Annotated in this window: 20 protein-coding genes and 1 rRNA gene; 7 read left to right on the top strand and 14 right to left on the bottom strand. The window is 60.3% G+C overall.

The features are described from left to right. Positions 1 to 83 precede the first annotated feature (83 nt). Entirely contained in the window at positions 84 to 2,252 is a 2,169-nt protein-coding gene (locus CI807_RS07135; protein ID WP_095014177.1) for an outer membrane assembly lipoprotein YfiO, read from the top strand. Beyond that, on the top strand, positions 2,249 to 2,953 hold the full coding sequence (locus tag CI807_RS07130; RefSeq protein WP_095014176.1) for a DUF3142 domain-containing protein: 705 nt from the start codon (positions 2,249 to 2,251) through the stop codon (positions 2,951 to 2,953). Before CI807_RS07135 ends, CI807_RS07130 begins: the two co-directional genes overlap by 4 nt. Positions 2,954 to 3,082: 129 nt before the next feature. Here the strand turns inward: CI807_RS07130 and CI807_RS07125 are convergent, their stop codons facing one another. From CI807_RS07125 to CI807_RS07070, 12 genes are all read right to left on the bottom strand, one after another. Further along, positions 3,083 to 5,536, bottom strand: a complete 2,454-nt coding sequence (locus CI807_RS07125; RefSeq protein ID WP_095014175.1) for a TonB-dependent siderophore receptor — start codon at positions 5,534 to 5,536, stop codon at positions 3,083 to 3,085. A gap of 92 nt (positions 5,537 to 5,628) precedes the next feature. Further along, positions 5,629 to 6,579 carry a FecR domain-containing protein gene (locus tag CI807_RS07120; RefSeq protein ID WP_095014174.1) on the bottom strand — a complete coding sequence of 317 codons (951 nt, stop codon included), beginning with the start codon at positions 6,577 to 6,579 and terminating at the stop codon, positions 5,629 to 5,631. Beyond that, the gene (locus CI807_RS07115) at positions 6,576 to 7,085 is read right to left on the bottom strand and encodes a sigma-70 family RNA polymerase sigma factor (RefSeq protein ID WP_095014173.1); all 510 of its coding nucleotides are present in this window, start codon (positions 7,083 to 7,085) and stop codon (positions 6,576 to 6,578) included. The genes CI807_RS07120 and CI807_RS07115 overlap by 4 nt, the downstream gene beginning before the upstream one ends. Positions 7,086 to 7,159: 74 nt before the next feature. Continuing rightward, positions 7,160 to 8,605 (bottom strand): efflux transporter outer membrane subunit, encoded by a 1,446-nt coding sequence (locus tag CI807_RS07110; RefSeq protein WP_095014172.1) that lies wholly within the window; start codon positions 8,603 to 8,605, stop codon positions 7,160 to 7,162. Further along, complete coding sequence (locus tag CI807_RS07105) at positions 8,602 to 9,660, bottom strand: HlyD family secretion protein (protein ID WP_033900096.1); 1,059 nt, start codon at positions 9,658 to 9,660, stop codon at positions 8,602 to 8,604. The genes CI807_RS07110 and CI807_RS07105 overlap by 4 nt, the downstream gene beginning before the upstream one ends. Positions 9,661 to 9,675: 15 nt before the next feature. Further along, a complete protein-coding gene (locus tag CI807_RS07100) occupies positions 9,676 to 11,211 on the bottom strand; it encodes an MFS transporter (protein ID WP_095014171.1) in 1,536 nt (511 codons plus the stop codon). Positions 11,212 to 11,313: 102 nt separating this feature from the next. Beyond that, positions 11,314 to 12,234, bottom strand: coding sequence for a LysR family transcriptional regulator (locus tag CI807_RS07095; RefSeq protein ID WP_033900092.1), 921 nt, complete (start codon positions 12,232 to 12,234; stop codon positions 11,314 to 11,316). Positions 12,235 to 12,286: 52 nt separating this feature from the next. Continuing rightward, the gene (locus CI807_RS07090) at positions 12,287 to 12,913 is read right to left on the bottom strand and encodes a TonB family protein (RefSeq protein ID WP_095014170.1); all 627 of its coding nucleotides are present in this window, start codon (positions 12,911 to 12,913) and stop codon (positions 12,287 to 12,289) included. Positions 12,914 to 13,012: 99 nt separating this feature from the next. Next, positions 13,013 to 13,861, bottom strand: coding sequence for an ABC transporter permease (locus CI807_RS07085; protein ID WP_095014169.1), 849 nt, complete (start codon positions 13,859 to 13,861; stop codon positions 13,013 to 13,015). Positions 13,862 to 13,872: 11 nt separating this feature from the next. Next, positions 13,873 to 14,724 carry an ABC transporter ATP-binding protein gene (locus CI807_RS07080; protein ID WP_033900086.1) on the bottom strand — a complete coding sequence of 284 codons (852 nt, stop codon included), beginning with the start codon at positions 14,722 to 14,724 and terminating at the stop codon, positions 13,873 to 13,875. A 1-nt stretch (position 14,725) separates the two neighbouring features. Next, positions 14,726 to 15,751: an ABC transporter substrate-binding protein gene (locus CI807_RS07075; RefSeq protein WP_095014168.1), complete on the bottom strand. Its 1,026-nt coding sequence runs from the start codon at positions 15,749 to 15,751 to the stop codon at positions 14,726 to 14,728. Positions 15,752 to 15,765: 14 nt separating this feature from the next. After that, positions 15,766 to 16,659: a TauD/TfdA family dioxygenase gene (locus CI807_RS07070; protein WP_095014167.1), complete on the bottom strand. Its 894-nt coding sequence runs from the start codon at positions 16,657 to 16,659 to the stop codon at positions 15,766 to 15,768. A gap of 368 nt (positions 16,660 to 17,027) precedes the next feature. Between CI807_RS07070 and CI807_RS07065 the strand changes: the two genes are divergently transcribed. The 5 genes from CI807_RS07065 to CI807_RS07045 all read left to right on the top strand — a co-directional run bounded on the left by CI807_RS07065 (position 17,028) and on the right by CI807_RS07045 (position 23,622). Then, entirely contained in the window at positions 17,028 to 17,738 is a 711-nt protein-coding gene (locus CI807_RS07065) for a GntR family transcriptional regulator (protein ID WP_016976703.1), read from the top strand. A gap of 330 nt (positions 17,739 to 18,068) precedes the next feature. Continuing rightward, the gene (locus tag CI807_RS07060) at positions 18,069 to 18,827 is read left to right on the top strand and encodes a DUF3050 domain-containing protein (protein ID WP_095014166.1); all 759 of its coding nucleotides are present in this window, start codon (positions 18,069 to 18,071) and stop codon (positions 18,825 to 18,827) included. Next, complete coding sequence (locus CI807_RS07055) at positions 18,824 to 19,771, top strand: diiron oxygenase (protein WP_095014165.1); 948 nt, start codon at positions 18,824 to 18,826, stop codon at positions 19,769 to 19,771. The genes CI807_RS07060 and CI807_RS07055 overlap by 4 nt, the downstream gene beginning before the upstream one ends. Next, on the top strand, positions 19,768 to 23,145 hold the full coding sequence (locus CI807_RS07050; RefSeq protein ID WP_095014164.1) for an amino acid adenylation domain-containing protein: 3,378 nt from the start codon (positions 19,768 to 19,770) through the stop codon (positions 23,143 to 23,145). The genes CI807_RS07055 and CI807_RS07050 overlap by 4 nt, the downstream gene beginning before the upstream one ends. Before the next feature lie 18 nt (positions 23,146 to 23,163). Further along, positions 23,164 to 23,622, top strand: coding sequence for an SRPBCC family protein (locus CI807_RS07045; RefSeq protein WP_095014163.1), 459 nt, complete (start codon positions 23,164 to 23,166; stop codon positions 23,620 to 23,622). A gap of 45 nt (positions 23,623 to 23,667) precedes the next feature. Here the strand turns inward: CI807_RS07045 and CI807_RS07040 are convergent, their stop codons facing one another. Further along, positions 23,668 to 25,548 carry a methyl-accepting chemotaxis protein gene (locus CI807_RS07040; protein ID WP_016976708.1) on the bottom strand — a complete coding sequence of 627 codons (1,881 nt, stop codon included), beginning with the start codon at positions 25,546 to 25,548 and terminating at the stop codon, positions 23,668 to 23,670. A gap of 269 nt (positions 25,549 to 25,817) precedes the next feature. Next, positions 25,818 to 25,933 (bottom strand): 5S ribosomal RNA (gene rrf / locus CI807_RS07035). Between the last annotated feature and the right edge of the window lie 125 nt (positions 25,934 to 26,058).

The following is a 26,058-nucleotide window of genomic DNA, read 5'->3' as shown; positions in this document are numbered from 1 at the left end:
AATTTGTGCAGGGCTTCTCCGAAGCAACCGTAGGAACACGCTATTATTGCCCTCCTCCAAGGACTCAGGATCAAGGACACGTCATGCGCATCGGTTTTCTGTCACCCCTGGCACTGGCACTGCTTGCCGGCATCACCCAACAGGCCCAGGCCAGCTCTGACGACTCGTGTTACCCCGATTGGCGCGTCTCGCGTGACAGCCTCGATTCCTGCAGTAACCTGCCCTTCCTCAGCCCCGGCAACGACAGCCGCGTCAACCTGCGCCTGCTGCTGGCGGACAAACAGGCCGAACCGCTTACCCCCAACGCCCTGAGCGAAGATGATCTGTCCCAGGGCTTTGGCCTGGTGCCCTTCCCGGTCTATCGCCTGGCGCCTATCCCCGCGACAAACGATGAGCCCGACAACAAGCCGGACAATTCACGCACCGCCGAACTCGACACCCTACTCAAGCCCCTGGGCATCCAGCGCGACGAGTACGAGAGCGCAGGCGAAGCGTTCCTGACTGGCGAAGGCAGCCGTTGCCGCAGCAACGATGATGACAGCGCCACGGCGTTCATCAGCCAGGTGATCAAGGCCGACATGCCGGCAGCCGAGCGTGAGTTGTTGGTAAAGGCGCGCTTGCAACTGCTCAAGACCTGTTCGTGGGAAGGGCAGGTGGTGGACGCCCAGCAGATCCAGTCCAACGACGGCCAACTGTTCCGCACCTACCTGCAAGCCGCCGCCGACTTCTACAGCGGTCGCTTCGGTGACGCTGAGCGCGGTTTCGCCGCCGCCAGCGCCAGTCACGTGCCTTGGTTGAAGGAAACCGCGCTGTACATGACAGCGCGCACGTCTTTGAACCAGGCCCAGGCCGAAGCCTTTGACGAGTACGGCATGCCGCAGCTCGAGCATGTGGATAAGTCCGCCCTGAGCCATGCCGAGGAAGGCTTTCTCGGTTACCTGAAAGCTTATCCACAGGGCGACTACCTGGCCTCCGCCCGTGGCCTGTTGCGCCGTGTCTATTGGCTGGCCGGTGACAACACCAAGCTCGCCGAGGCCTTCGGCTGGGCAATGACCGAGGCAACGGACGCACAGCGCAATGTGTCGGTGGATGAGCTGGTGGAGGAAGTCGACCTCAAGCTGTTGATGGTCAATAGCGAAACCGTCAGCACGCCGATGATCCAGTTTGTCAGCGACCTGATGGTGATGCGCGGTGGCAACCAGCCCGCCCTCTCCCGCACCGACCTGGAAAAGCAGAAAGCTGCGTTTTCCAGCGCGCCGGAGCTGTATGACTATTTGCTCGCGGTGTCTGCGCTGTATACCGAGCATCAGCCGGACGCCACGCTGAAACTATTGCCCCAGAGCGTGCCGTCGAGCCTGAATTACTTTGCCTTCAGCCAGCAGACCCTGCGCGCGCTGGCGCTGGAAGCCAAACAAGACTGGGAAGGTGCCGAATCCCTCTGGCTGCAATTGCTGCCGCTGGCAAAATTGCCGCTGCAACGCGATCAGCTGGAATTGGCGCTGGCGATGAACTACGAACGCAGCGGCCAGTTGGCCAAGGTGTTTGCCGCCGACTCGCCGATCAGCGCCAAGCAGGTGCGATACATCCTGCTGCGCAACGTCGCGGGTCCCGAGTTGCTGCGCCAGCAGATCGCCCAGGCCAGCGATCCGCTGGAACGCCAGACCGCACAATTCGTGCTGCTCTACAAAGACCTGCTGCGCGGTCAGTACGCCACGTTCGCCGAAGATCTCAAGCAACTGCCAAACACAGCCCCGAAAGACAAACTGGGCACCAGCCTGGGCTACGTCTACAGCGCCAGCCAGACCTTGAAATTGTTTCAGTGGAACGGCGACAAAGCCGAATCCGGCTATGCCTGCCCGAGCATCACACAAATCGCCGCAACCTTGCAGGCTGATGCAAAAAACCCACAGGGCCTGAACTGCCTGGGTGAGTTCATCCTGCGTAACGGCCTGGACGGCATGCCACTGGAACAGGCGCGCGCCGCCGGCAGCCTGGGCAGCAGCGCATCGGACTTCAAGGGGGAAACCTTCTCGCGCCTGGACGGCTACAAACAGGTGATCGGCAACGCCAAGGCACCCAAGAATGACAAGGCCTACGCCCTGTTCCGCGCCATCAATTGCTACGGGCCGTCGGGCTACAACAGTTGCGGCGGCGTCGACGTGGTGCCTGCGGTGCGCAAGGCCTGGTTTCGCCAGCTGAAAACCAGCTACGCCGACACCCAGTGGGGCAAGTCGCTGCAGTACTACTGGTGAAACACCTGTGGCTCGGCGTGCTATTGCTGGCAAGCCCGGCCTTCGGCGCCGTCGACGCCCGTGACTATGACGCCTTCTGGCTGTGGAGCGGGGTTACACCACAGCCGGTGCTCAAGCAGGCAAAAACCCTGTACATCCTCCAGGGCCAGATCAACTCCACGCGCCGCGCGCCCCAGCGCGGCGTGCAGATGATTGCCCAAGGCATCAGCGTGCCGCGCCTTACCGAAGGCGATATCTGGATCGTCTACCGCGCCCACACCCTGCACTGGCCCGAGCAGGTCTACCGCCAACTGTTCGGCCAGGTGCAACGCTGGCGCGACGCAGGCAATCCGGTGGTGGGTATTCAGATCGACTTCGACGCCCGCACTCAGTACCTGCATGAATACGCCGACTTCCTGCGCGACCTGCGCCAGCGCCTGCCCGCCGACCTGCGCCTGAGCATCACCGGCTTGATGGACTGGAGCAGCAACGCTGATCCGGCTGCCATCGCTCAACTCAAAGGGGTGGTGGATGAAGTGGTGGTGCAAACGTATCAGGGGCGGCACAGCATCCCGGATTACGCAGCGTATCTGCCACGGATAAATCGGCTGGGGCTGCCGTTCAAGATTGGCTTGATTCAGGGTGGAACGTGGGAGGCACCAGGGTATTTGCAGGGGAACGAGTGGTTTCGGGGGTACGTGGTGTTCTTGCAAAACCCATAAGGGTTCACCATGGCCTGTAGGAGCGAGCTTGCTCGCGAAAGACGTCAACGATAACGCAGCGCTATCAGGTAGCCGCGCGTCGTCAATACGTTTTTCGCGAGCAAGCTCGCTCCTACAGTGGGTGGGGAACTACCAGTCGTAGGTCAGGCTCGACACCACCGTGCGCCCTTCGCCGTAGTAGCAGTCCAGGTCACTGGTGCACTGCGACACGTAGGTCTTGTTGGTGAGGTTCTGCACGTTCATCGCCAGTTTCACGCCCTTGAGTTTGAGCGGCGAACGGCTCAGGTCGTAGCTCAGGCTGGCGTCGTAGACGCTATAGGAAGGCACGGTAAAAGCGCCTTCGTAGTAGTCGCCGAGGCTCTGGCGGGCATAGCGCACGCCCAGGCCCGCGCCGAGACCGGCCAGCGGTGTGTCGCCGAGCACGCTGTAGTTGACCCACATCGACGCGGTGAGCGGCGAGATGCCGGCCGGGTGGCGACCCTCGCGGCCATCGTTGTCCTTGGTGTATTTGATGTCGTTGCGCGAAGCCGACGCGACGATGTCCCAGGCATCGCTGAGGACGGCCTTGGCTTCCACTTCCACGCCGCGTGAACGCATGGCACCGCTTTGGGTGCTGAAGGTGGTGTCGACCGGGTTGGTGGTGAGCACGTTTTCCTGGTCCAGTTGATAGACCGAGACCTGCACGAAACTCTTCTGCCCAGGCGGCTGGTACTTCACGCCGACTTCATATTGGTTGCCGGTGGACGGCTCGAATGGCTTCTGGTTGGCGTCAGTGCCGGCCAGTGGCAGGAAGGATTCCGTGTAGCTGACAAACGGCGCCAGGCCGTTATCGAACAGGTACACCAGGCCTGCACGCCCGGTGAACGCCTGGTCTTTGCTGGCAAAGCGGGTGTCGGTCAACGGTTCTTTATTCACGACGTTGGCCCAGTCATAGCGCCCGCCCAGTACCAATGCCCATTTGTCCCACTTGATCTGGTCCTGTACGTACAGGCCGGTCTGGGTGACGGTGCGGTCCCAGCGGTATGGTTGGCCGAAATTCATGCGCTGACCGTAGACCGGCTTGAACAGATCGATGATCGGCGGGTTGCGGTCGTACAAGCCGTGGAACTGCGAGTTGGAATGGTAGTAGTCCAGGCCGAAGATCATCGTGTGAGAGAAGGCACCGGTATCAAATTCCGCCTGGGCGATGCTGTCCACGCCAAACACTTTGTTGTTCTGCGCCCAGTCCACACCGAAGCGTTGCAGGTAGCGTTGATCCTGTACGCCAGTGGCGGGGTTGGCGACGAAACGGTAGCCGTGCAACGGCGCGGTGTAGCGGTCGTCGACCTCGGCATAACGTGCGTTTTGCTTGAGGGTCCAGGTGTCGTTCAGGCGATGGGAAATCTCGTAACCCAGTGCGTATTGCTCGCGGTTGTACTGGTTGACGCCAGGCTCGCCGATGAACAGGTCGCGCTTGATCTTGCCGTTGGGGTTGGCCCACAACGTGCCGGATGCCGGCAACCCCTGGGCTTCGGGCACGCCTTTGTCTTTCTGGTACTGCGCGAACACCGTCACGCTGGTGTCATCGTTCGGCCGCCAGGTGAGGCTCGGCGCGATGAACTGGCGCTTGTTTTCGACGTAGTTGATTTCGTCCTGGCCGTCATTGGCCAGGCCGGTCAGGCGATACAGAAATTGCCCTTGCTCATCCAGTGGACCGCTCAGGTCGATGGCCGCGCTTTTGTGCTCGTAGGTGCCCGCTTCCAGTACCACTTGGTGGATCGGCGTTTCGCTGGGGCGCTTGCTGACCATGTTGACGATGCCGCCGGGTTGGTTTTGCCCGTACAGCACGGAGGCCGGGCCCTTGAGCACTTCGATGCGCTCCAGGGAATACGGCTCGATCTGCAACGCGCCGCCGGTGCTGCCGCCGCCATAAGGCAAGTGCAGACCGTCGAGGTACAGGGGCGTAGGCGAGAAGCCGCGAGAGGTCGGCTCATCGAACAGCTTCACCCGATCGGCGAAACCACCCGCGCTCATGCCCGGGGTGTAGAGCAACGCCTGGGTCACACTTTGGGCCCCACGCGCCTTGATCTCGGCGGCGGTGATCACGTTGATGGTCTGGGGAATTTCCACCAGTGCCGAATCGGTCTTGCTGCCCGATGCACTGCGCGTGGCGACAATACCGTCGACCGGGCCCCAGGCATTTTCCTGGGCTTGCTGGCCGCTGATCTGGGTAGCGCCCAGTTGCAAAGGCCCGCCACTGGAAACCGCCTGCAACGACCAACCGCCCTGGGATTGCATCGCCATTAGGCCGCTGCCCGCCAGCAGCCGCTCCAGACCCGACCCGACGCCGTAGCGCCCTTGCAGGCCCGCACTGCGCTTGCCTTCGGTCAGCGTCGCGTCAACCGACAGCAAAATGCCCGACGCGCTGGCAAAGCGGTTCAGTGCCTGGTCGAGGCTACCGGCCGGGATGTTGTAGCTGCGCAGCGCCTCGGTACTTTCTTCGGCATGGACCAGCGTCGGCACCATCGGCACCGTCGCCAACAGGCTGACAAACACGCCACGGCGCAAGGCGCGGGCCAAGGGTTGGATTGGGTGGTGCGGCATTGCAGGACTCCCCGTGAGATCGCTTCTTGATTGGCTTTCAAGAGGTATCCCGAGCGGGATGCAAAAACCGACAAGCGCAGGTGAAAAAATTTTCAGACTCGCGCCTTGATCGTCACCCAGTAGCGCGTGACCGCTTGCACCTGGACCGGCAACGAGCGCTCCAAAGCGCCGAGGATGGCGTCGGTATCGTTGAGCGGAAACACGCCCGTCAACAGCAGCCCCGCCACCGCCTGATCACACCGCAGCAGCCCCGGACGATAACGACTCAGCTGTGCCACAAATTCGCCCAACGGCTGGCGCTCGGCGATCAGACGGTGCTCGGTCCAACTGCTGGCATTGGCGCTCACCGCTGCCAACGCCGAGCTTTGGCGTTGGTTGAACCACAGGCTGTCACCGGCGTTCATCTGCACGGCTGCGCCCTGTAACGGCGTCACGCGAACGCGGCCTTCGTACAGGTCGACACGGCTGCCATCGACCAGTTCGCGCACCGCAAAACGGGTGCCCAGCGCCTGCACGTCACCGGCTGGCGTTTCGACGATCAATGGGCGGATGGGGTCGTGGCCACTGGTCAGCAGGATCTCGCCGCGGATCAGGCAGATACGCCGCTCGCTGGCGCTGAAACGCAGGTCGGCCGCGCTGTCGCTGTTGAGGTCCAGGCGCGTGCCATCGCTGAGGGTGACGTGGCGAATCTCGCCGGTGCGAGTGCGGTACTCAGCGAAGGCGGCTTGCCAGGGCTCGCTGCGTTGCACCAGGTAACCACTGCCACCGGCCACCAACAGCACGCCGAGCAGCTTGAGCGCAGCGCGGCGCTGGGTGTCCGGCGTGTCGCGCAACACCGCACGAGCGCTGTCGGCGGGCACGCTGCCGAGGGTTTGCTGCAACTGCTGCAAACGCTGCCAGGCACGGCGATGCTCCGGGTCGGCGGCCTGCCAACGGGCAAACGCCAGGCGTTGTTCGCCTTGCAGGTCGCCACCCCATTGCAGCATCAGCCATTCGCTGGCCTGCTCGACAACTGCCGGAGCGATGGGTGCGTCCTGTCTCATTCGGCGTAGGCCACTTGGTAGCAAGCGACGATGGCGCGGGTCATGTACTTCTGCACCGAGCTGACGGAGACGCCCAAGCGCTCAGCGACCTGTGCGTAACTCAGGCCTTCGAACTGCGACAGCAAAAACGCCTGGCGCACGTTATCGGGCATGCGGTCGAGCATGGCGTCGATCTGCATCAGCGTTTCGAGGATCAGTGCGCGGGTTTCCAGGGACGGCGATTCCGGCTCGGGCAGGTGCGCGATGCTTTCCAGGTAGGCGCGCTCGATGCGCAGGCGGCGCCACTGGTCGATCACTAGGTTGCGCGCGATCTGCGCCAGGTAGCTGCGGCTTTCCTTGTCGCCGGGAAAGCGCCCGGACACCAGCAGGCGCAGGAAGGTGTCCTGCGCCACGTCAGCCGCATGCTCGCGATCGCCCAGGCGCTTGCGCAGCCAGCCTTGCAGCCAGCCGTGATGGTCGCGGTACAGGAGGTGAAGCTGTTGCTGGCCGTCAGTCGCGCTGTCCATGAAAAAGCTCAGATACACTATTGAGAGCAATTATCATTACAGTTTATTTGGCGACTGACAAAAACTCTTTGTACTTAGCGCCCGGCGGTTTGCAGCGGGTACACCGATTCCCAGCCTCCGCCCAACGCCTTGTACAACCCAACCATCGCCAGCGACACGCCGGTCGAGCTTTCCACCCACTGCTCTTGCGTGGCCAGCAGCGCGCTTTGCACGGTGAGCACGTTGACGAAATCCACCACGCCTTCAACGTACTGCTGTTGCGCGGTGCGCAGGGCAATCTGGTTCTGGCGCACCGCTTCGGCAAGGCTGTCGCGGCGCAACTGGCTGGCGTTATAGCGGGTCAGTTGGTCATCGATCTCATGCCAGGCGCGCAGCACGGTTTGTTGGTACGCCAGCGCCGCCTCTTGTTGCTGGGCTTCACGCAGGTTCAACATGCCTTGCAACCGTCCACCGTTGAACAGCGGCAAGCTGAATTGCGGGCCGAAAGCAAAGGCGCGAGAGCCCCATGAACCGAAATCCGAGAGCTGCATGGCCTGGGAGCCAAGGCTGCCGGACAAAGTGATGCGTGGGTAGAAATCGCCCTTGGCCACACCGATGCTCGCGGTAGCGGCATGCAAACGCGCCTCGGCCTGGCGGATATCCGGGCGGCGCTCAGCCAGCTCCGAAGGCAGGCCAATCGCAACTTGGCGTTGGGTTTGCGGCACGGCGGCATCTTTGGACAACTGCGCGTGCAAGGCTTGCGGCGGTTCACCCATCAACAGGCTGAGGGCGTTGATGAGTTGGTCTTGGCGCTGTTGCAGATCGGGCAGGCGCGCTTCGATGGCCGCGACTTGAGCGGCGGCTTCCGCCACGTCCAGGTCCGTGGCCACACCGTCAGCCAGGCGCAACTGCGACAGTTTGAGGCTGTGGCGAGCGACATCGAGGTTCTGCTCGGTAACGGCGCGGGTGTTCTGTACGCCGCGCAGTTGGATATAGTCCTGGGCGGTCTCGGCGAGTACCGATAACAGCACGGCACGACGGTCGTTTTCGGCGACTTGTAGGGTGGCGTCGGCGGCTTCGGTTTCGCGTTTAACGCGGCCCCAGAAATCCAGCTCCCAAGAGGCCGAGAAGCCCATGTCCCACTGGTTGAACGCCGAGCGGCCATTATTGCCGGACGGGTCGCTCAAGCCTTTGCCGCTGTTGCGTTGGCGCAGGTAATCACCGTTGGCAGTGAGGTTCGGATAGCGCTCGGCGGTGGTCACCTGGCGCACGGCGCGGCTTTGTTGCAGGCGGCTGCTGGCGAGTTTCAGGTCGAGGTTATCGGTGAGCGCGCGGCGTGTAAGCGCCGAGAGTTGCGCGTCGTGGAACACATCCCACCAGCGTTCCTGCAATGGGTCGCTGACGGCACGGCTGGCGGCCAGGCGGCCCTGGGGTTCGCTCCATTGGGTCACTTGCGGGCTCTGGGGCGTGTGAAAGTCCGGGCCGACCGTGCAGGCGCTCAGGCTGATGAGACTCAAGGTGAGCCAGGCAACTCGCTTCATTGCTGGGCCACCTCACGCTGCTGCGCGGCCGGCGAGGTGTCGACGCTGGCTTCCACCGACATGCCAACCCGCAGGCGCTCGATGTGAGCCTGGTTGGGTTCGAGGACGATCTTCACCGGAATGCGCTGTACCACCTTGGTGAAGTTACCGGTGGCGTTGTCGGGTTTGACCGAGGCAAACGTCACGCCCGTCGCGGGCGCGAGGCTCTCCAGATGGCCGTTGAGCAATTCACCGTCGAGGCTGTCGACGCGCACCTGCACGGCTTGGCCGGCATGCATATGGGAGAGCTGGGTTTCCTGGAAGTTGGCCACCACATAGGCCTCTTCCAGCGGCACGACCGCGAGAATCTTGCTGCCCGGCGTCACATAGGCGCCCACCCGCACTGCACGCTCGCCGACCATGCCATCCACCGGCGCAACGATGCGCGTGTACGACAGTTGAAAACTGGCCAGTTCCAACGCGGCTTGGGCGCGTTTGAGCCCACCCTCAGCAGCATCGCGCTGGGCGGTGAGGATTTCCACTTGCTTGCGTTCCGCCGCCAGCACGGCTGTGGCATTCGCCAGGCGCGCGGTGGCCTGGTCGATACGGGTCTTGGCTTGCTGAGCGTTCTGCACGGTGCCGGCGCCGACTCCGGCGAGGTGGTTGTAGCGGTTCAACTCGTGCTCGGCGAAGGCCATTTCGGCGCGATCTGCCGCGACGGTGGCCTGGGCCTGAGCGATGACCGAACTTTGCCGCTCCAGGGTCGCCGTGGCGTTTTTCAGTTGGGCCTGGGCCACCAAGGTATCGGCGTCGGCCGCCTGGGCGGCAGCGCGGAAGTCGCGGTCGTCGATCAGCGCCAGCAGTTGCCCGGCCTTGACGCGCTGGTTGTCTTCCACCAGCACCTCCTTGATAAACCCGGCGACGCGCGGCGCCACCAGGGTGAAGTCAGCGGCGACGAAGGCGTCGTTCGTGGTCTGGCGCTTGCTGCCCAGCACGCCCGGTGCGACCAGGTACACCAACACGCCGACGGCAAATACGGCGATGACGGAGACGGCTATTTTGTCTTTGCGTTTCATGAACAGTCCTTTCTATCAAGTCGGTGCGCGAGGCGGAAAGATCCGCGTGGGCATCCAGAAAATCAGCAGGATCAACGCCACCGCGACCGCGGCCATGACGTAGTACAGATCCGAAGAAGTCAGCACCACGGCCTGCTCGTGCAGGCGGTGCGCCAGGCCCGGCGAGTCACCGTCGGCCAGGGGCGAATTGCCCAGGCGGTCGACCAACATGGTCGAGTGGAAGTGCAGGCGTTGGGTGGTCAAGGTGTCGAGTACGCCGGTAGCAATCACTGCCGCCAGGCCTTTGATGGTGTTGAACCAGGCGGACGCGAACGGCCCGTCCATGGGCTGGATGCTGCCGGTGGAGAGCATCAGAAGCGGCAACACGGCCATCGGTTGCCCGAAGATCTGCAGCAGGTACAGGCCGTAGAAATCGTCACGAATCCACGCTGAGGTCAGGTGCGCACTGCCCACGCAACACAGCACCAGCATGCCCAGGCCGATCCCCAGCACCCAGCGGCAATCGACCCAGCGCAGGTTGCACAGCGCCGCCACCAGCGGCAGCGCGATCAACTGTGGGATCGCCATCAGCAGCATCACCGGCGCGGTTTGCAGCGGACGGTAACCCTGGACCTGGGCGAGGAAGCTCGATGGGATAATGATCACCGAGGTCAGCACCATCAGCACGCCCGCCAGCACAATCAACGCAAACGACAGGTTGCGCAGGCCAAGCATCTGCAATTTGAAGAACGGTATCGGCTGCGACCATTCATTCACCATGAACAGCACCAGCAATAGGCTGCCGCCACACAGCAGGAAGGTGATCAGGCCCGACTCGAACCAGTCCAGCCGGTTGCCTTGTAGGATGCCGATGACCAGCATGCAGATCGCCGGGAAGCCCAGCAGCAGGCCGCGCCAGTTGAACTGCTTGAAGCGCTCCAGGCGCGTCGGGTCCTGCGGCAGCCCGTAGGCCACGGCGACCATCGCCAGCAGGCACGGCGCGACGATCTGCCAGAACGCCCACTGCCAGCCGACATACTCGGTCCACAGCGCCGCCAGGGGCGTGCCGAGGCTCGGGCCGAAGGTGGCCGTGAGCGCGTAGCCGGCCAGGCCGTACAGCTTGACGTTGGCCGGCAGGAAACGCAGGGCCACGGTCATCAGCATCGGCGGCAGCGCACCACCGGCCAGGCCTTGCACAGTGCGCAGCACCAACAGGCTTTCGTAGTTCGGCGCGAACGGGCACAGGATGCCCAGCACCGTGAACAACCCAATAGCGCACAGGGTGAAGCGACGCAGCGAAAAGGTCACCGAACACCAGGGCGCAAACGCCATGGCCGCCACTGAAGTCGCGGTGTAAGCCGCGACCAGCCAGGTGCCTTCGTCAAAACCGATGTACAGCGCACCACGGATATCCGCGAGGGCCACTTTGGTGACCATCTCATTGAGGCCGGAGACCAGCACCGCCAGCAACACGCCGACCAGCCCGATGATGATGCGCGGGCCGAATACGGGTGGGGTCATGGCAGTGGGTTTGGCTGCGGCCGCAAGGGTGGGGGCAGCGAGGGAGGTCATGAACAGGTAACTCGGAATGTTAAATACCCGAGCAGTTTAATCGGGCACACACATGACAAAAAGTTACTTGCTGGAAGGATATAAGTGCATCAGACGCAACGATCAGACAGGCTGCGCTTCGAGCCAGGTGGCGTGGCAACTCTCGCGCATGGTTTCGCGCAGCCATTTGTGAGCAGGGTCTTTGTCGAAGCGCGGGTGCCAGGATTGGGCGAGTACCAGTGTTGGCAACGAGATTGGCAGGGCGAACGACCGCAAGGGCAGCTTCAGGCGATTGGCGCTCAACAGCGCTTCCTTGGGCACCGGCAGCAGCAGGTCGGAATCGGGCAGCATGAACATCGCGCCGTGAAAACCGGGGGCGATCATCGCGACACGGCGCTCCAGGCCCTGGGCATTCAACGCGGTGTCGATCGGCCCACGGGCAATGCCGCGCCGCGAGATGCTGATGTGGGAATAGCTAGCAAAACGTGCGGCGGTGATTTCTTCGTCGAACAACGGATGATCTTCCCGCGCCAAGCCGACGAAGGTGGTGGAGAACAGGTTCTGCACCTTCACTTCGGGGGTGACCGGCATTGTGTTGCTCACGCGCAAATCCAACCGGCCTTCACGCAGGGCTTCGTCGTCGGTGTCGCCCTCGGGCACGAAGCACAGCTCGCACAATGGCGCCATGCGCTCCATGGTGTCGAACAGGCGACCGCCGTACACGCCGATGAAAAAGTCATTGGCGCGCACGCTGAAGCGACGGCGCAATGTACTCAAATCCACTTGGTCCGCCGAACGGAACAGCAGCGCCGCCTGCTCCACCACGTTGCGCACCTGGCCTTGCAGTTGCAGCGCCTTGGGCGTTGGCACCAGGCCGCGACCGGCGCGCACCAGGATCGGGTCGCCGACGGCTTCGCGGATACGCGTAAGAGTGCGGCTCATGGCCGCCGGGCTGAGGTTCATTCGGCGTGCAGCGCCGACCACACTGCCCTCGTCGAGCAACGCGTCGAGGGCGACCAGCAGGTTCATGTCCGGTAGTTGCATGCCAAGCACTCGTGACCCATGGAGAGTGAACTGGGCGCAATCGTAGCAGGCTTTATAGGTAACGCTTCAAATTGCGCGGCAGGTAATCCGCGTAGGCAGCCTTGGGATGAGCCTGGCATTTGCGCACGATGTCCGGCAGGGAGTTTTCCAGTTCGTCGGCGCGCGTCAGGCCTTCGTTGTAATCGCTTTTGCCGCTCAACGCCGGGAACATCACCGCCACCCGGGTAATGGCAAAGCTCTTCATCGCAATCAACGGCCGGGTGGGATGCTCACGACGGAACTGGCTGACTTCTTCCGTCAGTGCACTGCAGGATTGGTAGGTGGTTTGGGTGAAGGTCAGTTGAGTCGTTTCTTTCTTCGGTGGTTCGGGCGTGAAAATCATATCGTTCTGCGCGTCGAGCACCGCCGGCCGATCGGCACTGACCGTCCAAGGTTTGAAGCGCCAGAGTGTAGCCGCAGCCACGGCAGCCTCACCAAACGCCGGCTTGGTGGCGCTGAGCGCTTTGACATCGCTGACCGTACCGTCGTTGTGAATATTCAAGCTGATGCGTGCATGCCCTTGGGTGAAGGTCAGGTGACTGGGATAAAGCGGCTTGGGCATGCTGACCACCTCGGGCACGAACTCCGCGAAAACCGAGGACGACAGTAACAAGGCCGCTGCCAAAACAAAAAACCGCATCGTCGTAAATCCTTTTACCGGGTACGCCTGACGCCAAGGTGGCGTCAGATTCCGTCAGCATTATCGGGTTCACGGCGGACAAAGAGCAATCATTCCTGTTTAGCGCTGCATCCCCCAACGCTTCACGGTCAGGCGCTCGACGGTGTCAAACACCAGGTTTTCCACCAACAGGCCGATCAGGATCACCACCGCCAGTCCGGCAAACACCTTGTCGGTATACAGCTCGTTGCGGTTCTGGAAGATGTACCACCCCAGTCCGCCCTTGCCACTGGTGGCCCCGAACACCAACTCGGCGGCGATCAACGTGCGCCAGGCAAATGCCCAGCCGATCTTGAGGCCTGCGAGGATCGACGGCAGTGCCGCCGGGATCAGGATGAACAGCACAAAACGCATGCCCTTGAGGCCATAGTTGCGCCCGGCCATGCGCAAGGTTTCGGACACGCCGAGGAACCCGGAATAGGTGTTGAGCGCCAGCGCCCACAACACCGAATGCACCAACACGAAAATCAGGCTGTTCTGCCCCAGGCCGAACCACAGCAGCGCCAGTGGCAGTAGCGCAATGGCCGGCAGCGGGTTGAACATCGACGTCAGGGTGCTGAGCAGATCGCGGCCCAGTTGGGTCGACACCGCCAAGGTGGTCAGGGCGAACGCCAGCACGATACCGATCAGGTAACCCTTGATCAGCACCACCAGCGAAATGCTGACTTTGCTCAGCAGTTCGCCGCTGAGCAGGCCGTCGTACAGCGCGTGAAAGGTTTGGAGGAAGCTCGGCAACAACAGGTCGTTGTCCTGGTAGCGTGCAACGGCTTCCCAGAGAATCGCGAGCACGATCAGGATCAGGCCCTTGCGCAGCCAGCCTTGTTGCCAAAGGCGCTGACGTAGGGGCAGTTCGCGCTCCACAGGGACGCTGAGCAGCGGTTCTAGGGTAATTTCATATTCCTGGCGCATGGATGTTCCCCTTAATACGCGATGCGGATGTCAGCGAAACCCAACTCACGCTCGGCCTCGGGCGCTTCATCGAACAGCAAGCGATGAATGCGCCGCGCCGAGGCCTGGAATTCCACGCCGCCGAGGCTGTGCAGGTCGTATTGATGGCTGTGGATTTCGGCGCGCACGCGCCCCGGATGGGGCGACAGCAACAGAATGCGATTGCCCACCACCAGCGCTTCTTCGATGGAGTGGGTGACGAACAACAGGGTGAAGCGCACCTCTTCCCAGAGCAGCAGCAATTCTTCCTGCATCTTGCGCCGGGTCAGCGCGTCGAGGGCGGCGAAGGGTTCGTCCATCAGCAGGATTTTCGGCTGCATGGCCAAAGCACGGGCGATGGCGACACGGGCTTTCATCCCCCCGGACAGGGTGTGTGGGTAGGCGTCGGCAAAGGCGGTGAGCCCGACTTTGTCGAGGTAGTGCAGCGCGCGCTCTTCAGCTTCGGCGCGCTTCAAGGTTTTCGAGGCCAGCAGCGGAAACATCACGTTCTGTTTGACGGTTTTCCACGGTGGCAGCTGGTCGAATTCCTGGAACACCACGATGCGGTCCGGGCCCGGTTGTTCGACCTTTTGCCCCAACAGGCGGATCTCGCCTTCGCAGGGCTTGATAAACCCGGCGATGGACTTGAGCAACGTGGATTTGCCGCAGCCCGACGGGCCGAGCAGCACGTAGCGGTCAGCCGGGTCGATCTCGAAACTGACCTGGTGGGTGGCCCGCACCACTCGCTCGGGGGTACGGTATTCCAGGCTGACGTTATCCACCGCCAGTAACGGCAAGGCGGTGTTCAGGTTGCTGGCCGTGTGGCCTTGCAAGGGCGCGTTCATTTCAACTTCCTTGCAGGGGCTTGGCGTCCTGGAAGAAGTAGTCCTTCCACGATTCAGGCTTGTGCTTGATGGCGCCGACGCGGTAGAGGAATTCCGCCAGCGGGTAGGTGTTTTTCGGCGTGACGCTAAATTCGAATTGCGGGTTGTCGATGATTTTCAGCAGTTCGGCACGGTCGATCTTGGCCTTGGTCACGCGGATATAGGTGTCGGCCGCAGCCCCTTTGTCGTTCTGGGCGAACTGCGCGGCTTCGGTCAACGCCTCGATGAATGCCTTGTAGGTTTTCGGGTTGTCGTTGCGGAATTTCTCAGTGGCGAACAGCACCGTCGGCGAGTTCGGGCCGAGCAGGTCGTAGGTGTTCAGCACCACATGCACGTTCGGGTTGGCCAGGGCCTGGTCCTGGAACGGCGGGTTGGAAAAATGCCCGGTCAGCTCGGTGCCGCCGGCGATCAATGCTGCGGTGGCGTCGGGGTGAGGAACGGCGACGGTGTACTTGTCGAGGCGGTTGAATTCCTTGTCGCCCCACTGTTTGGCAGCGGCATATTGCAGGAAGCGCGACTGCACCGACACGCCCACCGCCGGCACGGCAATGCGGTCCTTCTCGGTGAAGTCGGCGATGGTCTTGACCTTGGGATTGTTGCTCACCAGGTAGTAAGGAAAATTACCCAGGGACGCGACGGCCTTGACGTTCTGCTTGCCGTGAGTGCGATCCCAGATAGTCAGCAGCGGGCCGACACCGGCACCGGCAATGTCAATAGAACCGGAGAGCAGCGCATCATTGACCGCGGCGCCGCCGGAGAGCTGGGTCCAATCGACCTTGATGTCGATGCCTTCCTGCTTGCCGTATTTTTCGATCAGGTTCTGGTCGCGCACTACGTTGAGCAACAGGTAAACAATACCGAACTGTTCGGCGATACGGATCTCACCTTCGGCCTGCGCGGCCGAAGGTGCAACCAGGCTGCCGGCCAACAGGCTGATACCCAGGCCGACAGTCGCGGCCAGTCGTGCGAATGGAATGTTCCTGGACATGGTCATGCTCCGAATCAGAAAGGCGCGTCGCCCTGAATGGTGGTGCGAAACAGCTTGCGGCGCAGATGGCTCGGGCAACCGGCTGCCAGGTGGATCAGCGAGCGGTTGTCCCAGAACACCAGGTCGTGAGGCTGCCATTGGTGGCGATAAACGTTGTGTGGCAACACGCTGTGGGCGTAGAGCTGGGCCAGCAGGTCGCGGCTTTCGTCCTGCGGCAGGCCGACGATGCGCGTGGTGAAACCTTCGCTGACGAACAGTGCCTTGCGGCCGTTTTCCGGGTGGGTGCGCACGATGGGGTGCACCACTTCGGCGACTTGGGCGAGCTGTTCGGGGGTCAATGTGGGGCGCCAGTTGCCTTCGAATTTGGTTTCGCTGTAGCGCGCGGTGTAGGAGTGCGCGGCGCTGCGGCCCTCAACAGCCCTGCGCAGGTGCTCGGGCAGTTGGTCCCAGGCTTTGTGCATATCGGCGAATAAGGTGTCGCCACCTTCAGAGGGCAACTCCTGGGCGTGCAGCATCGAACCCAGGCTCGGCAGTTCCTTATAGGACAGGTCCGAATGCCAGAATTTGCCCGCGTCTCCCAGACCGATGGATTCGCCGTTTTCAATGATGTTGGAGACGATCAGTATTTCTGGATGGTTGGCCAGCAGAAATTGTTTGAGCACATGGATCTGCAGCACGCCGAAGCGACGGCTGAAGGCGATCTGCTGCTCGGGGGTGATACGCTGGTCGCGGAACACTACGACATGATGGTCCAGATGCGCGCGATGAATGCGCGCAAAATCCTGCTCGTTGACCGGTCGCGACAAGTCCAGGCCAATGATCTCGGCGCCGACGCTGCCAGACAATGGACGAATCTCGAAGGTTTGGGCGGTAGCGGTCGCTGTTGGAACAGTAGAGGTGGCGGACATGAGGTCACTCCCGGTCAGACAGGAGAGTGACTTTATAGATATAAGAACGGCAATTTAAATACCGTTAGCGAATATCGATATACAGGAATGTGCCGCCCAATCCCGGATCGGCTGGCAACCTGGGGGAATAAACAGCAGAGGTAGAGTGTTCAATAGATAGGAACTGCTGTTGCCATCGACGGCTCTTAAGCAGGCTTGATGAACCTGACTGTGTAAGGCGGCATAAATACAGGCTGTGGGCGCGGGGAGCGCGATGTTGAAACGCTTACAAGCCGAAACTGTGCCCGTTTGACAAGCTTACGGGCAGTCTCTAGTGTGCATTGGATCCAATTAGGCACACCCATTTTAATAAGGAGGATAGCGTAACCGTGACGCAGAAGCCGACCCCTTTGAACAGCATAAAGATCAGCGGACCTATTCCCGCCCATCTCGCTCGCTCAGTAATTGAAGAAACCTTGCGCAACGCCATCCTGGATGGCCGTTTACCCTGTGGTACTGCCATGCGCCAACAAGAGTTGGCGAGCCTGTTCGGGGTCAGTCGCATGCCGGTACGCGAAGCCTTACGCCAGTTGGAATCCCAGTCACTGTTGCATGTAGTGACCCACAAGGGCGCCGTCGTTGCACCGTTGATCGAGGACAATTCGGCCGAGACCTATGAACTGCGGATGTTGCTGGAGTCTGAAGCTCTGCGCCTGTCGATTCCCTTGCTCACCGAAGCCGATATCGTGGAAGCGGAGGCCTTTATTTGTGCGCTCGAACAGGAAAAAGACTACGCCGAAATAGGACGCCTCAATCGTCTTTTCCACATGGCGCTTTATGGCAAGGCCCCAAACCAGCGGCTGCTCAAATTGGTGGAGCACGGCTTGAACGAGGAGGAACGATTCCTGAGGTACAACCTTGAGGCCATGGGTTTGGGCGAGACGTCCCAGGAAGACCACCGCGAACTGCTGAGCCTCGTGGCGCAAAAGAAAACCCAGGAAAGCATCCTGACGTTGCGCAATCACTTGATGCGAGGCATGGAGGTGATCACGGCGTATCTCAATGGCTTGGATGCCCACGGCACGAAATTCACGCAATAGGTATTGAACGCTCCTCGGCGGACCTTCCAATATTGCTGCTGGCACTCACTAAGCTTAGTGCCAGCCGCCGAAGAAATTTCCCACTACTACCCAAACAATCAACTTACAAACTATATTATTTAGAAAAACTTCTAATATATTTGTATGCCTGCCAACATAGTTAATTCCTCTATCATCATTTATTACTAAACCACTTCGTACGGCATTGCAGCGCCTATCGTTAGGCCGTCCTACGCGCCGGCAGAGGCTTATACCTGCGCACGTCCCTACCACTACAAACTCATCGCTGTTTTTTTTCACAGCAGACGCAACATTTTATAGGCATCAACCATGCATCAAACTTTACTTGAAACAGCAAAGCTGCAGTTATGCAGCCATGCGGTATTTTCAGAAATAACTTCTCTGCGCAAGTTACAACTTTTTATGGAAAGTCATGTATTTGCAGTCTGGGATTTCATGACCCTCGCAAAGCGCCTGCAACAGGACCTGACCTGCACTCGCCTGCCCTGGCTACCACCTGCAGACCCACAGGCAGCGCGGCTGATCAATGAGATCGTGCTGGGTGAGGAGTCAGACGAACATCCCGTGCAAGGCTATTGCAGCCATTTCGAACTGTACTTGGAAGCCATGGCGGAAGTGGGCGCCAACACCTCGTCCATCAACCACTTTGTTGCGCTGCAACGCCAAGGCCTGGGAGCCACGGCTGCCTTGCGTCAGGTCGAGGTTCCTACCGGCGTCAGCCGCTTCGTCAACGACACATTGCACCTTGCGTTGAATGCGTCGACCCATTGTGTGGCAGCCACATTCCTATACGGTCGCGAGCACGTCATCCCCGGGATGTTTGAACGCATCCTGCAATCTGATGATTTCATTCATCGTCAGGCGCCGACCTTGTGCGCTTACCTCAAGCGCCACATCGAGTTGGACGCCAAGGAACACGGGCCAGCGGCGCAGCAGTTGCTCGATCGCCTGACCAGTGCAGACCCGACGTATCCGCAACAGGCCAACGATGCCGCACTCGCTGCCGTGCAGAGCCGTCTCGCGTTCTGGGATGAACTTCAGGCCTCGCTGCAAGAGATGCACCCATGAACGCCGGCGATTACCAAGCCATCGCCGATGACTGGGAGCGCCGCGCAACCATCCGCACACGGCCTCGACGCTTGTTGGAGAGCGATGACAAACTGATCTACCCGCTGTGCCGTCAGCCCCTGGTGCTCTGTGCGTCATTTCTTGAGCAATGCCCCCAGTGGCGCGACTTCATACTGGTGCAGAGCTTTTACAAATTCATCAATGACGTGGTGATATTCGAGACCGAGATCGTCGACAAGACTGCACGCAGCATCGCCAAGAATCGCTTCGCGGTGCCCTTCCCGCTGGCCTGCCGCGTGGATGCGATGACCGTCGTCGTGGACGAGGATTATCACGCACTGGTTGCGCTGGATTTCCTGCAACAAACCGTGGCCATGACCGGCATACAACCGTTGGAACTGCCCACAGAAATAGAGTTGAGCCGCGCGCTGCCCACGGCACAGGCGTTGGCGCCTGCTCATCTGCGCGATGCTGTCGCGCTGATTGGCGTGGCAATCGCTGAAAACACCGTGACCCACGATGTGGCGGCATTCGCCAAGGACACCAGCGTGAAAGCCTCCATCCGTGGTTTGATGGCCGACCACCTGTTTGATGAGGGCCGCCACGCTCAATTCTGGGTACGGCTCGTACGCCTGTATTGGCAAACCGCGAGCGAGGAGGACCGCAATAATATCGCCAAGGTACTGCCGATTTTCCTGGCCCAGTACCTGACGAACGACCTGCAAAAAAACTTCGACCTGTACTTGATCGGACACCTCGACATCAGCGTCAGCCTACGCGACGCGTTACGCGCTGAAGTTGCGGCACAGGCCTTTCCTATCACCCGCCAGCACCCATTGATGGGCAATATTCTTGGCTTCCTGCAACACAGCGGTTTGCTGCAAACGCCGAGCGTGGCGCAGGCGTTGAGCGATTACCTGCCAGAGTCGGGGAGGGTGGCATGAGGCGACTGAGCATTGGATTTGCCGGCGCCAGCGAAGCCTTGGAGGCCGTCAGACAAGCGCTGGAACAGTATGGGCATATCACGGGCAACAAGGGCGTCGACCTGTGCATCGATGACGGAGGTCAGTCGGTACAGGACAACACAAGCCCGACCCCAAGATTAAGCCTGCGTGTGGGCGTCGGCCCGATAACCGACTGCGGGCTGCCCGCGCTGCAACTGCGCGCCTATGGGCCAGATCGAACGTTATTGGCAGTACTGGATATAGCCGACGAGCCCAGTGGCAACGGTCAAAGGCTACGCCGGCGCGTCACCCGCGAATTAGTGGAATGGGCCACGCTGCACATCAGTCGCTTCTCGCGAGACCCTGGTTATTTCGAATTGAATGCGCTCGCCAATGGCTGGCCCGAACAAAGCCTGGAAACGCTGGAGGCGCTGGCATTCACCCATCGGTTCAATCACACCGCAGACCCTGCCGTGATAGAGGTTGCCCGAGTGCCACTGATCAATCGGTTGCAGGCGAGCCTTCATACTTTTGCCGACCGGCCCGCATTGAAGATCGGTGCCAGTGAAGTGACCTATCGTCAGTTACATGCTCACGCACTGGCAATTCAGCAGCGCTTGCAGCCCTTGTTGGTGACGGGACAAACACCCGCAGTCGTTGGTGTCTGCCTGGAAAAATCCATCGACGCGTACGCCAGCATTCTTGCCGTGCTGGGCTGTGGAGCGGCGTACCTGCCGTTGGATCCCGACCACCCTACTCACCGCCATCAGGCCATGCTTGAAAGCGCAGGCGCCCAGGTATTGCTGGACGCCGGTCAGCATCCATTAAGAGCGCGTTTCATCTCGTTGGATGTCAGCAGCCATGATCTCCACGACGTCGACCTCACACGGTCGTTGGCGAGCCTACACGGTCATGCCGATGCGCCCTGCCTGATGCTCTTTACATCGGGCACCACCGGGCAACCCAAAGGCGTGTTGCTCAGCCAAGCGAACCTGGCACATTTCACGGCCTGGTTCAGGTCCTGTGTGAGCCTGGATGAACAGAGCCGCGTCTTGCAGTTCTCGTCGTTGGGCTTCGACTCATCGCTGATCGATGTTTTCCCCGCCTGGATAGCGGGCGCCACGTTGATTGTCCCGAGTGCAGAGCAACGACAAGACCCTCAACAGCTGCTGGACCTGCTCCACCGGCAGCGCGTCACCCACGCCTTTCTTCCGCCTGCGCTGCTGAGCATCCTGCCGCCCGATCGACCGCTGCACTTGAAGCACCTGCTGACGGGTGGAGATGTGTGCGAACCCCATGTGATCGAACGCCTTTCAGCACAGTGCCAGTTTCATAACCTCTATGGGCCTACGGAGGCCACGGTGCTAATCACCCATCGGACGTTGCGCCCCAGTGACAGCAATCGCAACGTCGGCCACCCCATCGCCAACAGCCAGGTGCTGATCCTCGATGAACACCTGCAACCGGTGGATGAGGAGGTGATGGGTGAGGTGTATATCGTCGGCCCCGGAGTGAGCCTTGGGTATGTGAACGCCTCGTCACAGGCTGCCAATCCTTTTGTGGAGCTGGCCGTGCCAGGCGGCCTGCCACTGCGGGCCTATCGCAGTGGCGATCTGGCGCAGTGGACCGCCGACGGGATCGTGCTGGGAGGACGGCGAGATGATCAGGTGAAGATCCGTGGTTTTCGGGTAGAACCGCTGGAGATTGAGCAGTGCCTGCGCAGCAGTCGACTGTATCGACAAGTAGCAGTGGTGATAGACCGTGACCGCAGGATCCGTGGCTTTGCCGCGCAACCTGAACCAGGAGCCAGCATGAAGGCGCTGCAACAGCATGCACGGCAGTGGCTGCCGGACTACATGCAGCCCGGCGCCTGGGATGAGCTGCCACGCATACCGTGTTCCAGTAACGGCAAAATCGACCGTGAGGCGTTGCTGGCACTCCCGCTCCAACCCACTTTGCCGACAGCCCGCAGCACTGCACGAACCCCACTTCAGATTCAACTGACCCGCTTGTGGGTCGATCTGCTGGCGTTGCCCATGGATGAATTGTCTATCGATGAAAGCTTCTTCGACCTCGGCGGCCATTCGATTTTGCTGTCGACTCTCTTGCTGCGTTTTCGCGAAGAATTCGGCCGTAGCTTTTCATTAAGCCACTTCATCGAGGCACCGACAATTCGTACGCTTGCAGCATGGGTGGAGAATGGCGAACGACCCGAAACACACGCCGGCCATGCGATTCGCGACGCTCAACAAGAGGGGTTGCTCAACACGCTTCCCGAAACTTGCACGGGCGATCCTTGCAAAATGATCGTTACGGGGGCCAACAGTTTTGTGGGTGTCCACATCGTCGAAGCATTGCTTGCAGCTGGAGCAACCAAGGTAGCGTGCCTGGTACGCGAAAAATCTGGAGAGTCGGCAATGGCGCGATTCATCCAAGCGTTGCGCGAATATCACCTGGAACACCTGGACCTGAGCAGAGTGCAGGTACTTGCCGCTGATGTCAGCCTGCCTCGATTGGGTTTGGCCAACGATACCTATGAGGCACTCGCCAAAGATTTTGGGGTGTTGGTACACAACGCGGCACAGGTCAACCACGTGATGGACTACGCGTCGCTGAGCCGGGATAACGTTGTCCCCATCCTCGAATGCCTGCGCCTGTGCGAGACGCACTGCAAGAAAACCTTCAACTTCATCTCGACGCTGTCGGCTTCGAGCAGTATCGACACCCAAGGCTATGTCCTCGAAGCGCCCGCCGCGACCGCACTGCCTCTGTACATCAGGAATGGCTACAACCTGTCCAAATGGGTCGCCGAGCGGCAATTGGGACGTGCCGTGGAGCGCGGAGCCTGGGTGAACATCCATCGTCCCGGCAATATCAGTTTCAACAGTCTCACGGGCGTCTGCCAGCCTCAGAAAAATCGCCTGATGTTGATGCTCAAGGGATCACTGCAATTGGGCCTGCTACCGAAGCTGTCGCTGAACTTCGACCTGATGCCGGTGGACTTCCTGGCACGCTTCATCGCATTCCATTGCAACCGTTTTCAAGCCGACAGGAATGTGTTCAACCTGCACAACCCCCAGCCGTTGAGTTGGGCGCACTACTTGGATGCCTTTAGCCGCGCGGGACACTGTTTCAAGCGGGTAAGTGTGGCGCAATGGCAACAATCGCTACGAACGGTCAGCCAGGACAACGCACTGTTTGGCGTACTTGGTTTTTATCTCGACCGCCTCGACGAAGACATCAGCGACACCTCAATGATTCGCCACGACAACGCGCGCCAGGGTGTCCAGCAGATGGGAGCCCGCTATCCCGAAAAAGACCCGGCCCTTTTGAGTAAGGGCTGCAACTACCTGGAGGCCATCGGCTTTCTATGAACGCCTCAGGACGACCTTATGAAAACACTGCAACCCGATACGTTAATTCGCAACCCGATCGGCCTGCCGATAGTGGCCGCTACCGAAGTCGACTGCCCTGCCCCCCAGCTATGGGACGTGGTGGGACAATTTGCCGGCTTCAATGTGTTCATTCCTGAGCTGACGCATATCGAAATGATGGGTACAGGCGTGGGTGCCTTGCGCACAAAGTTTTTCCGCGATGGCAACTGTGTGGTGGAGCAACTCAATAGCCGGGACGAGCAGGCCATGCAGATGACCTGGACCACGATCTACAACACCCTCGGTGTGGCCAGGCTATGGGCGGGGATCTGTGTGGAGGCCTTAGGTGCGCGGCGCTCCAAGGTGACATGGACAATAATTGCCGAGCCCATCGACAGGGCAGACACAGGGTTTGAACAGTTTGTGCAGGGTTTCGCCGATAGCGCCCTGGAGAATGTCCGGGGGATACTGGGCTAAGCGGCAGGAGCGAGATGGCCAGCTCCTGCCTGATCAGTCAGCGGGTCAGATCTTGAAACTGTCGACCAATTGCTTCAGTCGATTAGCCTGCTGCGACAACGCATCGCAATCTTTCAGGGTTTCGTTGAGATTGGCCACGCCCTGCTGGTTCAGCAGGTTGATCTGATTAATGTCGACGTTGAGCGTTTCCACCACGGCCGTCTGTTCTTCAGTCGCCGCCGCGACAGACTGGTTCATGCCGTCGATCTCGACAATCCGCTGCGTTACGCTGACCAGGCGCTCACCGGCCTGGTTCGCGACCTCAACGCTTTCTTCGCTGGAGGTTTGGCTGGCGTTCATGGTGGTGACCGCTTCACGCGAGCCCACTTGCAGCGAAGTGATCATTTTGTGGATCTCTTCCGCCGACTCCTGAGTGCGGTGAGCCAGGTTGCGCACCTCATCGGCGACCACTGCAAAGCCTCGGCCAGCCTCTCCCGCACGGGCCGCTTCGATGGCGGCGTTGAGTGCCAGTAGATTGGTTTGCTGTGAGATGCCTTTGATCACATCAAGAATGTGGCCGATGTTGTCGGTGCTGGCGTTGAGGGTCTCGATCTGAGTGCAGGACAGGCTGATCTTCTGCGACAGCTCCGACATTGCAAGGATGGTTTGCTCCACCACTTTGCGCCCATCGTCGGCTTGCTCACTGGCGCCGCTGGCGTGCTGTGAAGCGTCGGCGGCGTTACGTGCGATTTCCTGGGTAGCGGCGCCCAGTTCGTTGATCGCTGCTGCCACGCTGTTGGTACGCGCGCTCTGCTCGTCGGAACCGATGATCGAGGCATTGGACGAGGCCATCACACGCTGGGACAAATCGTGCACTTGCCGGGTTGCGGAAGACACCTCCGAAATCGAAGCGTGAATGCGTTCTACGAACTGATTGAAGGCACTACCCACTTCGCCGAACTCGTCCTTGCTGGTCACAGCGAGACGGCGGGTGAGGTCACCCTCCCCTTGGGCAATGTCTTGCATCGCTACGCCCATGGTGGTGAGGGGGCGCAACAAGACTTGAATCAGCAAACTCAGGAGCACGGCAATCGCGACCACAGCGATCAACATGGCAATCAGCGCGGAAGTCCGGAACTTGCCCAACGGTGCGTAGGCTTTGTCTTTATCAATCGACAGACCGATGTACCAATCTGCGCCGGGCAATCCACTTATGGGGGTAAACGACAGAATGCGATCCTGACCATTGAGGACGACATCCTGGTTGACCTTCTCGATGCGTACCTGGGTACCGGGGTAAATGTCCTTGAGGTTCTTCATCACCTGGTCCTGATCAGGACTGACGATGACTTGGCCATCGCCGCTGACCAGGAACGCATGGCCGATCCCACCGAAGTCTACCGAGTTGATGATCTTCACCAGGGTCTGCAGGCTCAGGTCGCCACCGACTACACCGAGCAATTCACCATTCTTCTTCACCGGCATGGCGATGGTCACGATCTGACCGCCTACGGCGGCCATGTAGGGCGGGGTAAGCATAGGCTTATCTGCCGCTACTGCCTGTTTGTACCAGGGGCGCTGACGAGGGTCATAACCATCGGGCATTTTTGCGTCTGGACGCTGGGTGAACACACCGTTGGTTTGGCCAACATAGGTGAACTGGAAGTTAGAGGTGAATGCCGGTTGATCGACCAGACCAGGGAGGTCGGCGCCACTGCCTTGGTGGGCAACGTTTTGGGTGAGGCTTTCGAGTACCAGTATTCGCCCACTGAGCCAGTTCTGCACACTGCTGGCGGTGAGCTCACCGGATTGCTGGATGGACGACTCTAGGTTCTGCTTGATAGTGCTGCGTTGCAGGTAGTCGTTATAGAGGGTGAATAACGCGAAGGCCAGAACCACGACGCCTGACGCGGCCAGCAGAATTTTATGACTGAACTTGAGATTCATTTCATCGACTTCTTTTTGCCAAAGGGGGGTGAGCGTGCCGAGTGGAACATTCCATGTAGCGGTATAGGCGGACTCTCGGGCCGCTCTATTTCGGTGCACGCATGGCTCATCAGGCTTTCGGCCAAGGCTTGGCAAATCTTAGGACTTTGTGAGGTGTTTCCTCTTTTTATGTAGGAAATCGACCAGCGGTACGCCCTGCGTTGCGCCTTTTACCCCTTAAAACGACAAAACCCCTGTCTGCGTTAGCAGACAGGGGTTTCGGAATTCAATCTTGACGATGACCTACTCTCACATGGGGAAACCCCACACTACCATCGGCGATGCATCGTTTCACTACTGAGTTCGGGATGGGATCAGGTGGTTCCAATGCTCTATGGTCGTCAAGAAATTCTGTGTACCAGTCCGTTGACTGAGCAACGTGCCGGTGAAATTCATGAGCTTCTACATAAACAAAACCCCTGTCAGCGTTAGCAGACAGGGGTTCTGGAATTTAATCTTGACGATGACCTA

This window comes from Pseudomonas sp. NS1(2017) (genome assembly GCF_002269425.1).
Lineage (GTDB): Bacteria > Pseudomonadota > Gammaproteobacteria > Pseudomonadales > Pseudomonadaceae > Aquipseudomonas > Aquipseudomonas reactans.
The sequence above is the reverse complement of the archived record's forward strand: the minus strand, read 5'-3'. Positions and strand labels throughout refer to the sequence as shown.

Bases quoted from the DNA above. Each gene is read 5' to 3' on its own strand.
- CI807_RS07135 (WP_095014177.1), top strand. From the start codon at position 84: ATGCGCATCGGTTTTCTGTCACCCCTGGCACTGGCACTGCTTGCCGGC.
- CI807_RS07125 (WP_095014175.1), bottom strand. From the start codon at position 5,536: ATGCCGCACCACCCAATCCAACCCTTGGCCCGCGCCTTGCGCCGTGGC.
- CI807_RS07120 (WP_095014174.1), bottom strand. From the start codon at position 6,579: ATGAGACAGGACGCACCCATCGCTCCGGCAGTTGTCGAGCAGGCCAGC.
- CI807_RS07115 (WP_095014173.1), bottom strand. From the start codon at position 7,085: ATGGACAGCGCGACTGACGGCCAGCAACAGCTTCACCTCCTGTACCGC.
- CI807_RS07110 (WP_095014172.1), bottom strand. From the start codon at position 8,605: ATGAAGCGAGTTGCCTGGCTCACCTTGAGTCTCATCAGCCTGAGCGCC.
- CI807_RS07105 (WP_033900096.1), bottom strand. From the start codon at position 9,660: ATGAAACGCAAAGACAAAATAGCCGTCTCCGTCATCGCCGTATTTGCC.
- CI807_RS07100 (WP_095014171.1), bottom strand. From the start codon at position 11,211: ATGACCTCCCTCGCTGCCCCCACCCTTGCGGCCGCAGCCAAACCCACT.
- CI807_RS07095 (WP_033900092.1), bottom strand. From the start codon at position 12,234: ATGCAACTACCGGACATGAACCTGCTGGTCGCCCTCGACGCGTTGCTC.
- CI807_RS07090 (WP_095014170.1), bottom strand. From the start codon at position 12,913: ATGCGGTTTTTTGTTTTGGCAGCGGCCTTGTTACTGTCGTCCTCGGTT.
- CI807_RS07085 (WP_095014169.1), bottom strand. From the start codon at position 13,861: ATGCGCCAGGAATATGAAATTACCCTAGAACCGCTGCTCAGCGTCCCT.
- CI807_RS07080 (WP_033900086.1), bottom strand. From the start codon at position 14,724: ATGAACGCGCCCTTGCAAGGCCACACGGCCAGCAACCTGAACACCGCC.
- CI807_RS07075 (WP_095014168.1), bottom strand. From the start codon at position 15,751: ATGTCCAGGAACATTCCATTCGCACGACTGGCCGCGACTGTCGGCCTG.
- CI807_RS07070 (WP_095014167.1), bottom strand. From the start codon at position 16,659: ATGTCCGCCACCTCTACTGTTCCAACAGCGACCGCTACCGCCCAAACC.
- CI807_RS07060 (WP_095014166.1), top strand. From the start codon at position 18,069: ATGCATCAAACTTTACTTGAAACAGCAAAGCTGCAGTTATGCAGCCAT.
- CI807_RS07055 (WP_095014165.1), top strand. From the start codon at position 18,824: ATGAACGCCGGCGATTACCAAGCCATCGCCGATGACTGGGAGCGCCGC.
- CI807_RS07050 (WP_095014164.1), top strand. From the start codon at position 19,768: ATGAGGCGACTGAGCATTGGATTTGCCGGCGCCAGCGAAGCCTTGGAG.
- CI807_RS07045 (WP_095014163.1), top strand. From the start codon at position 23,164: ATGAAAACACTGCAACCCGATACGTTAATTCGCAACCCGATCGGCCTG.
- CI807_RS07040 (WP_016976708.1), bottom strand. From the start codon at position 25,548: ATGAATCTCAAGTTCAGTCATAAAATTCTGCTGGCCGCGTCAGGCGTC.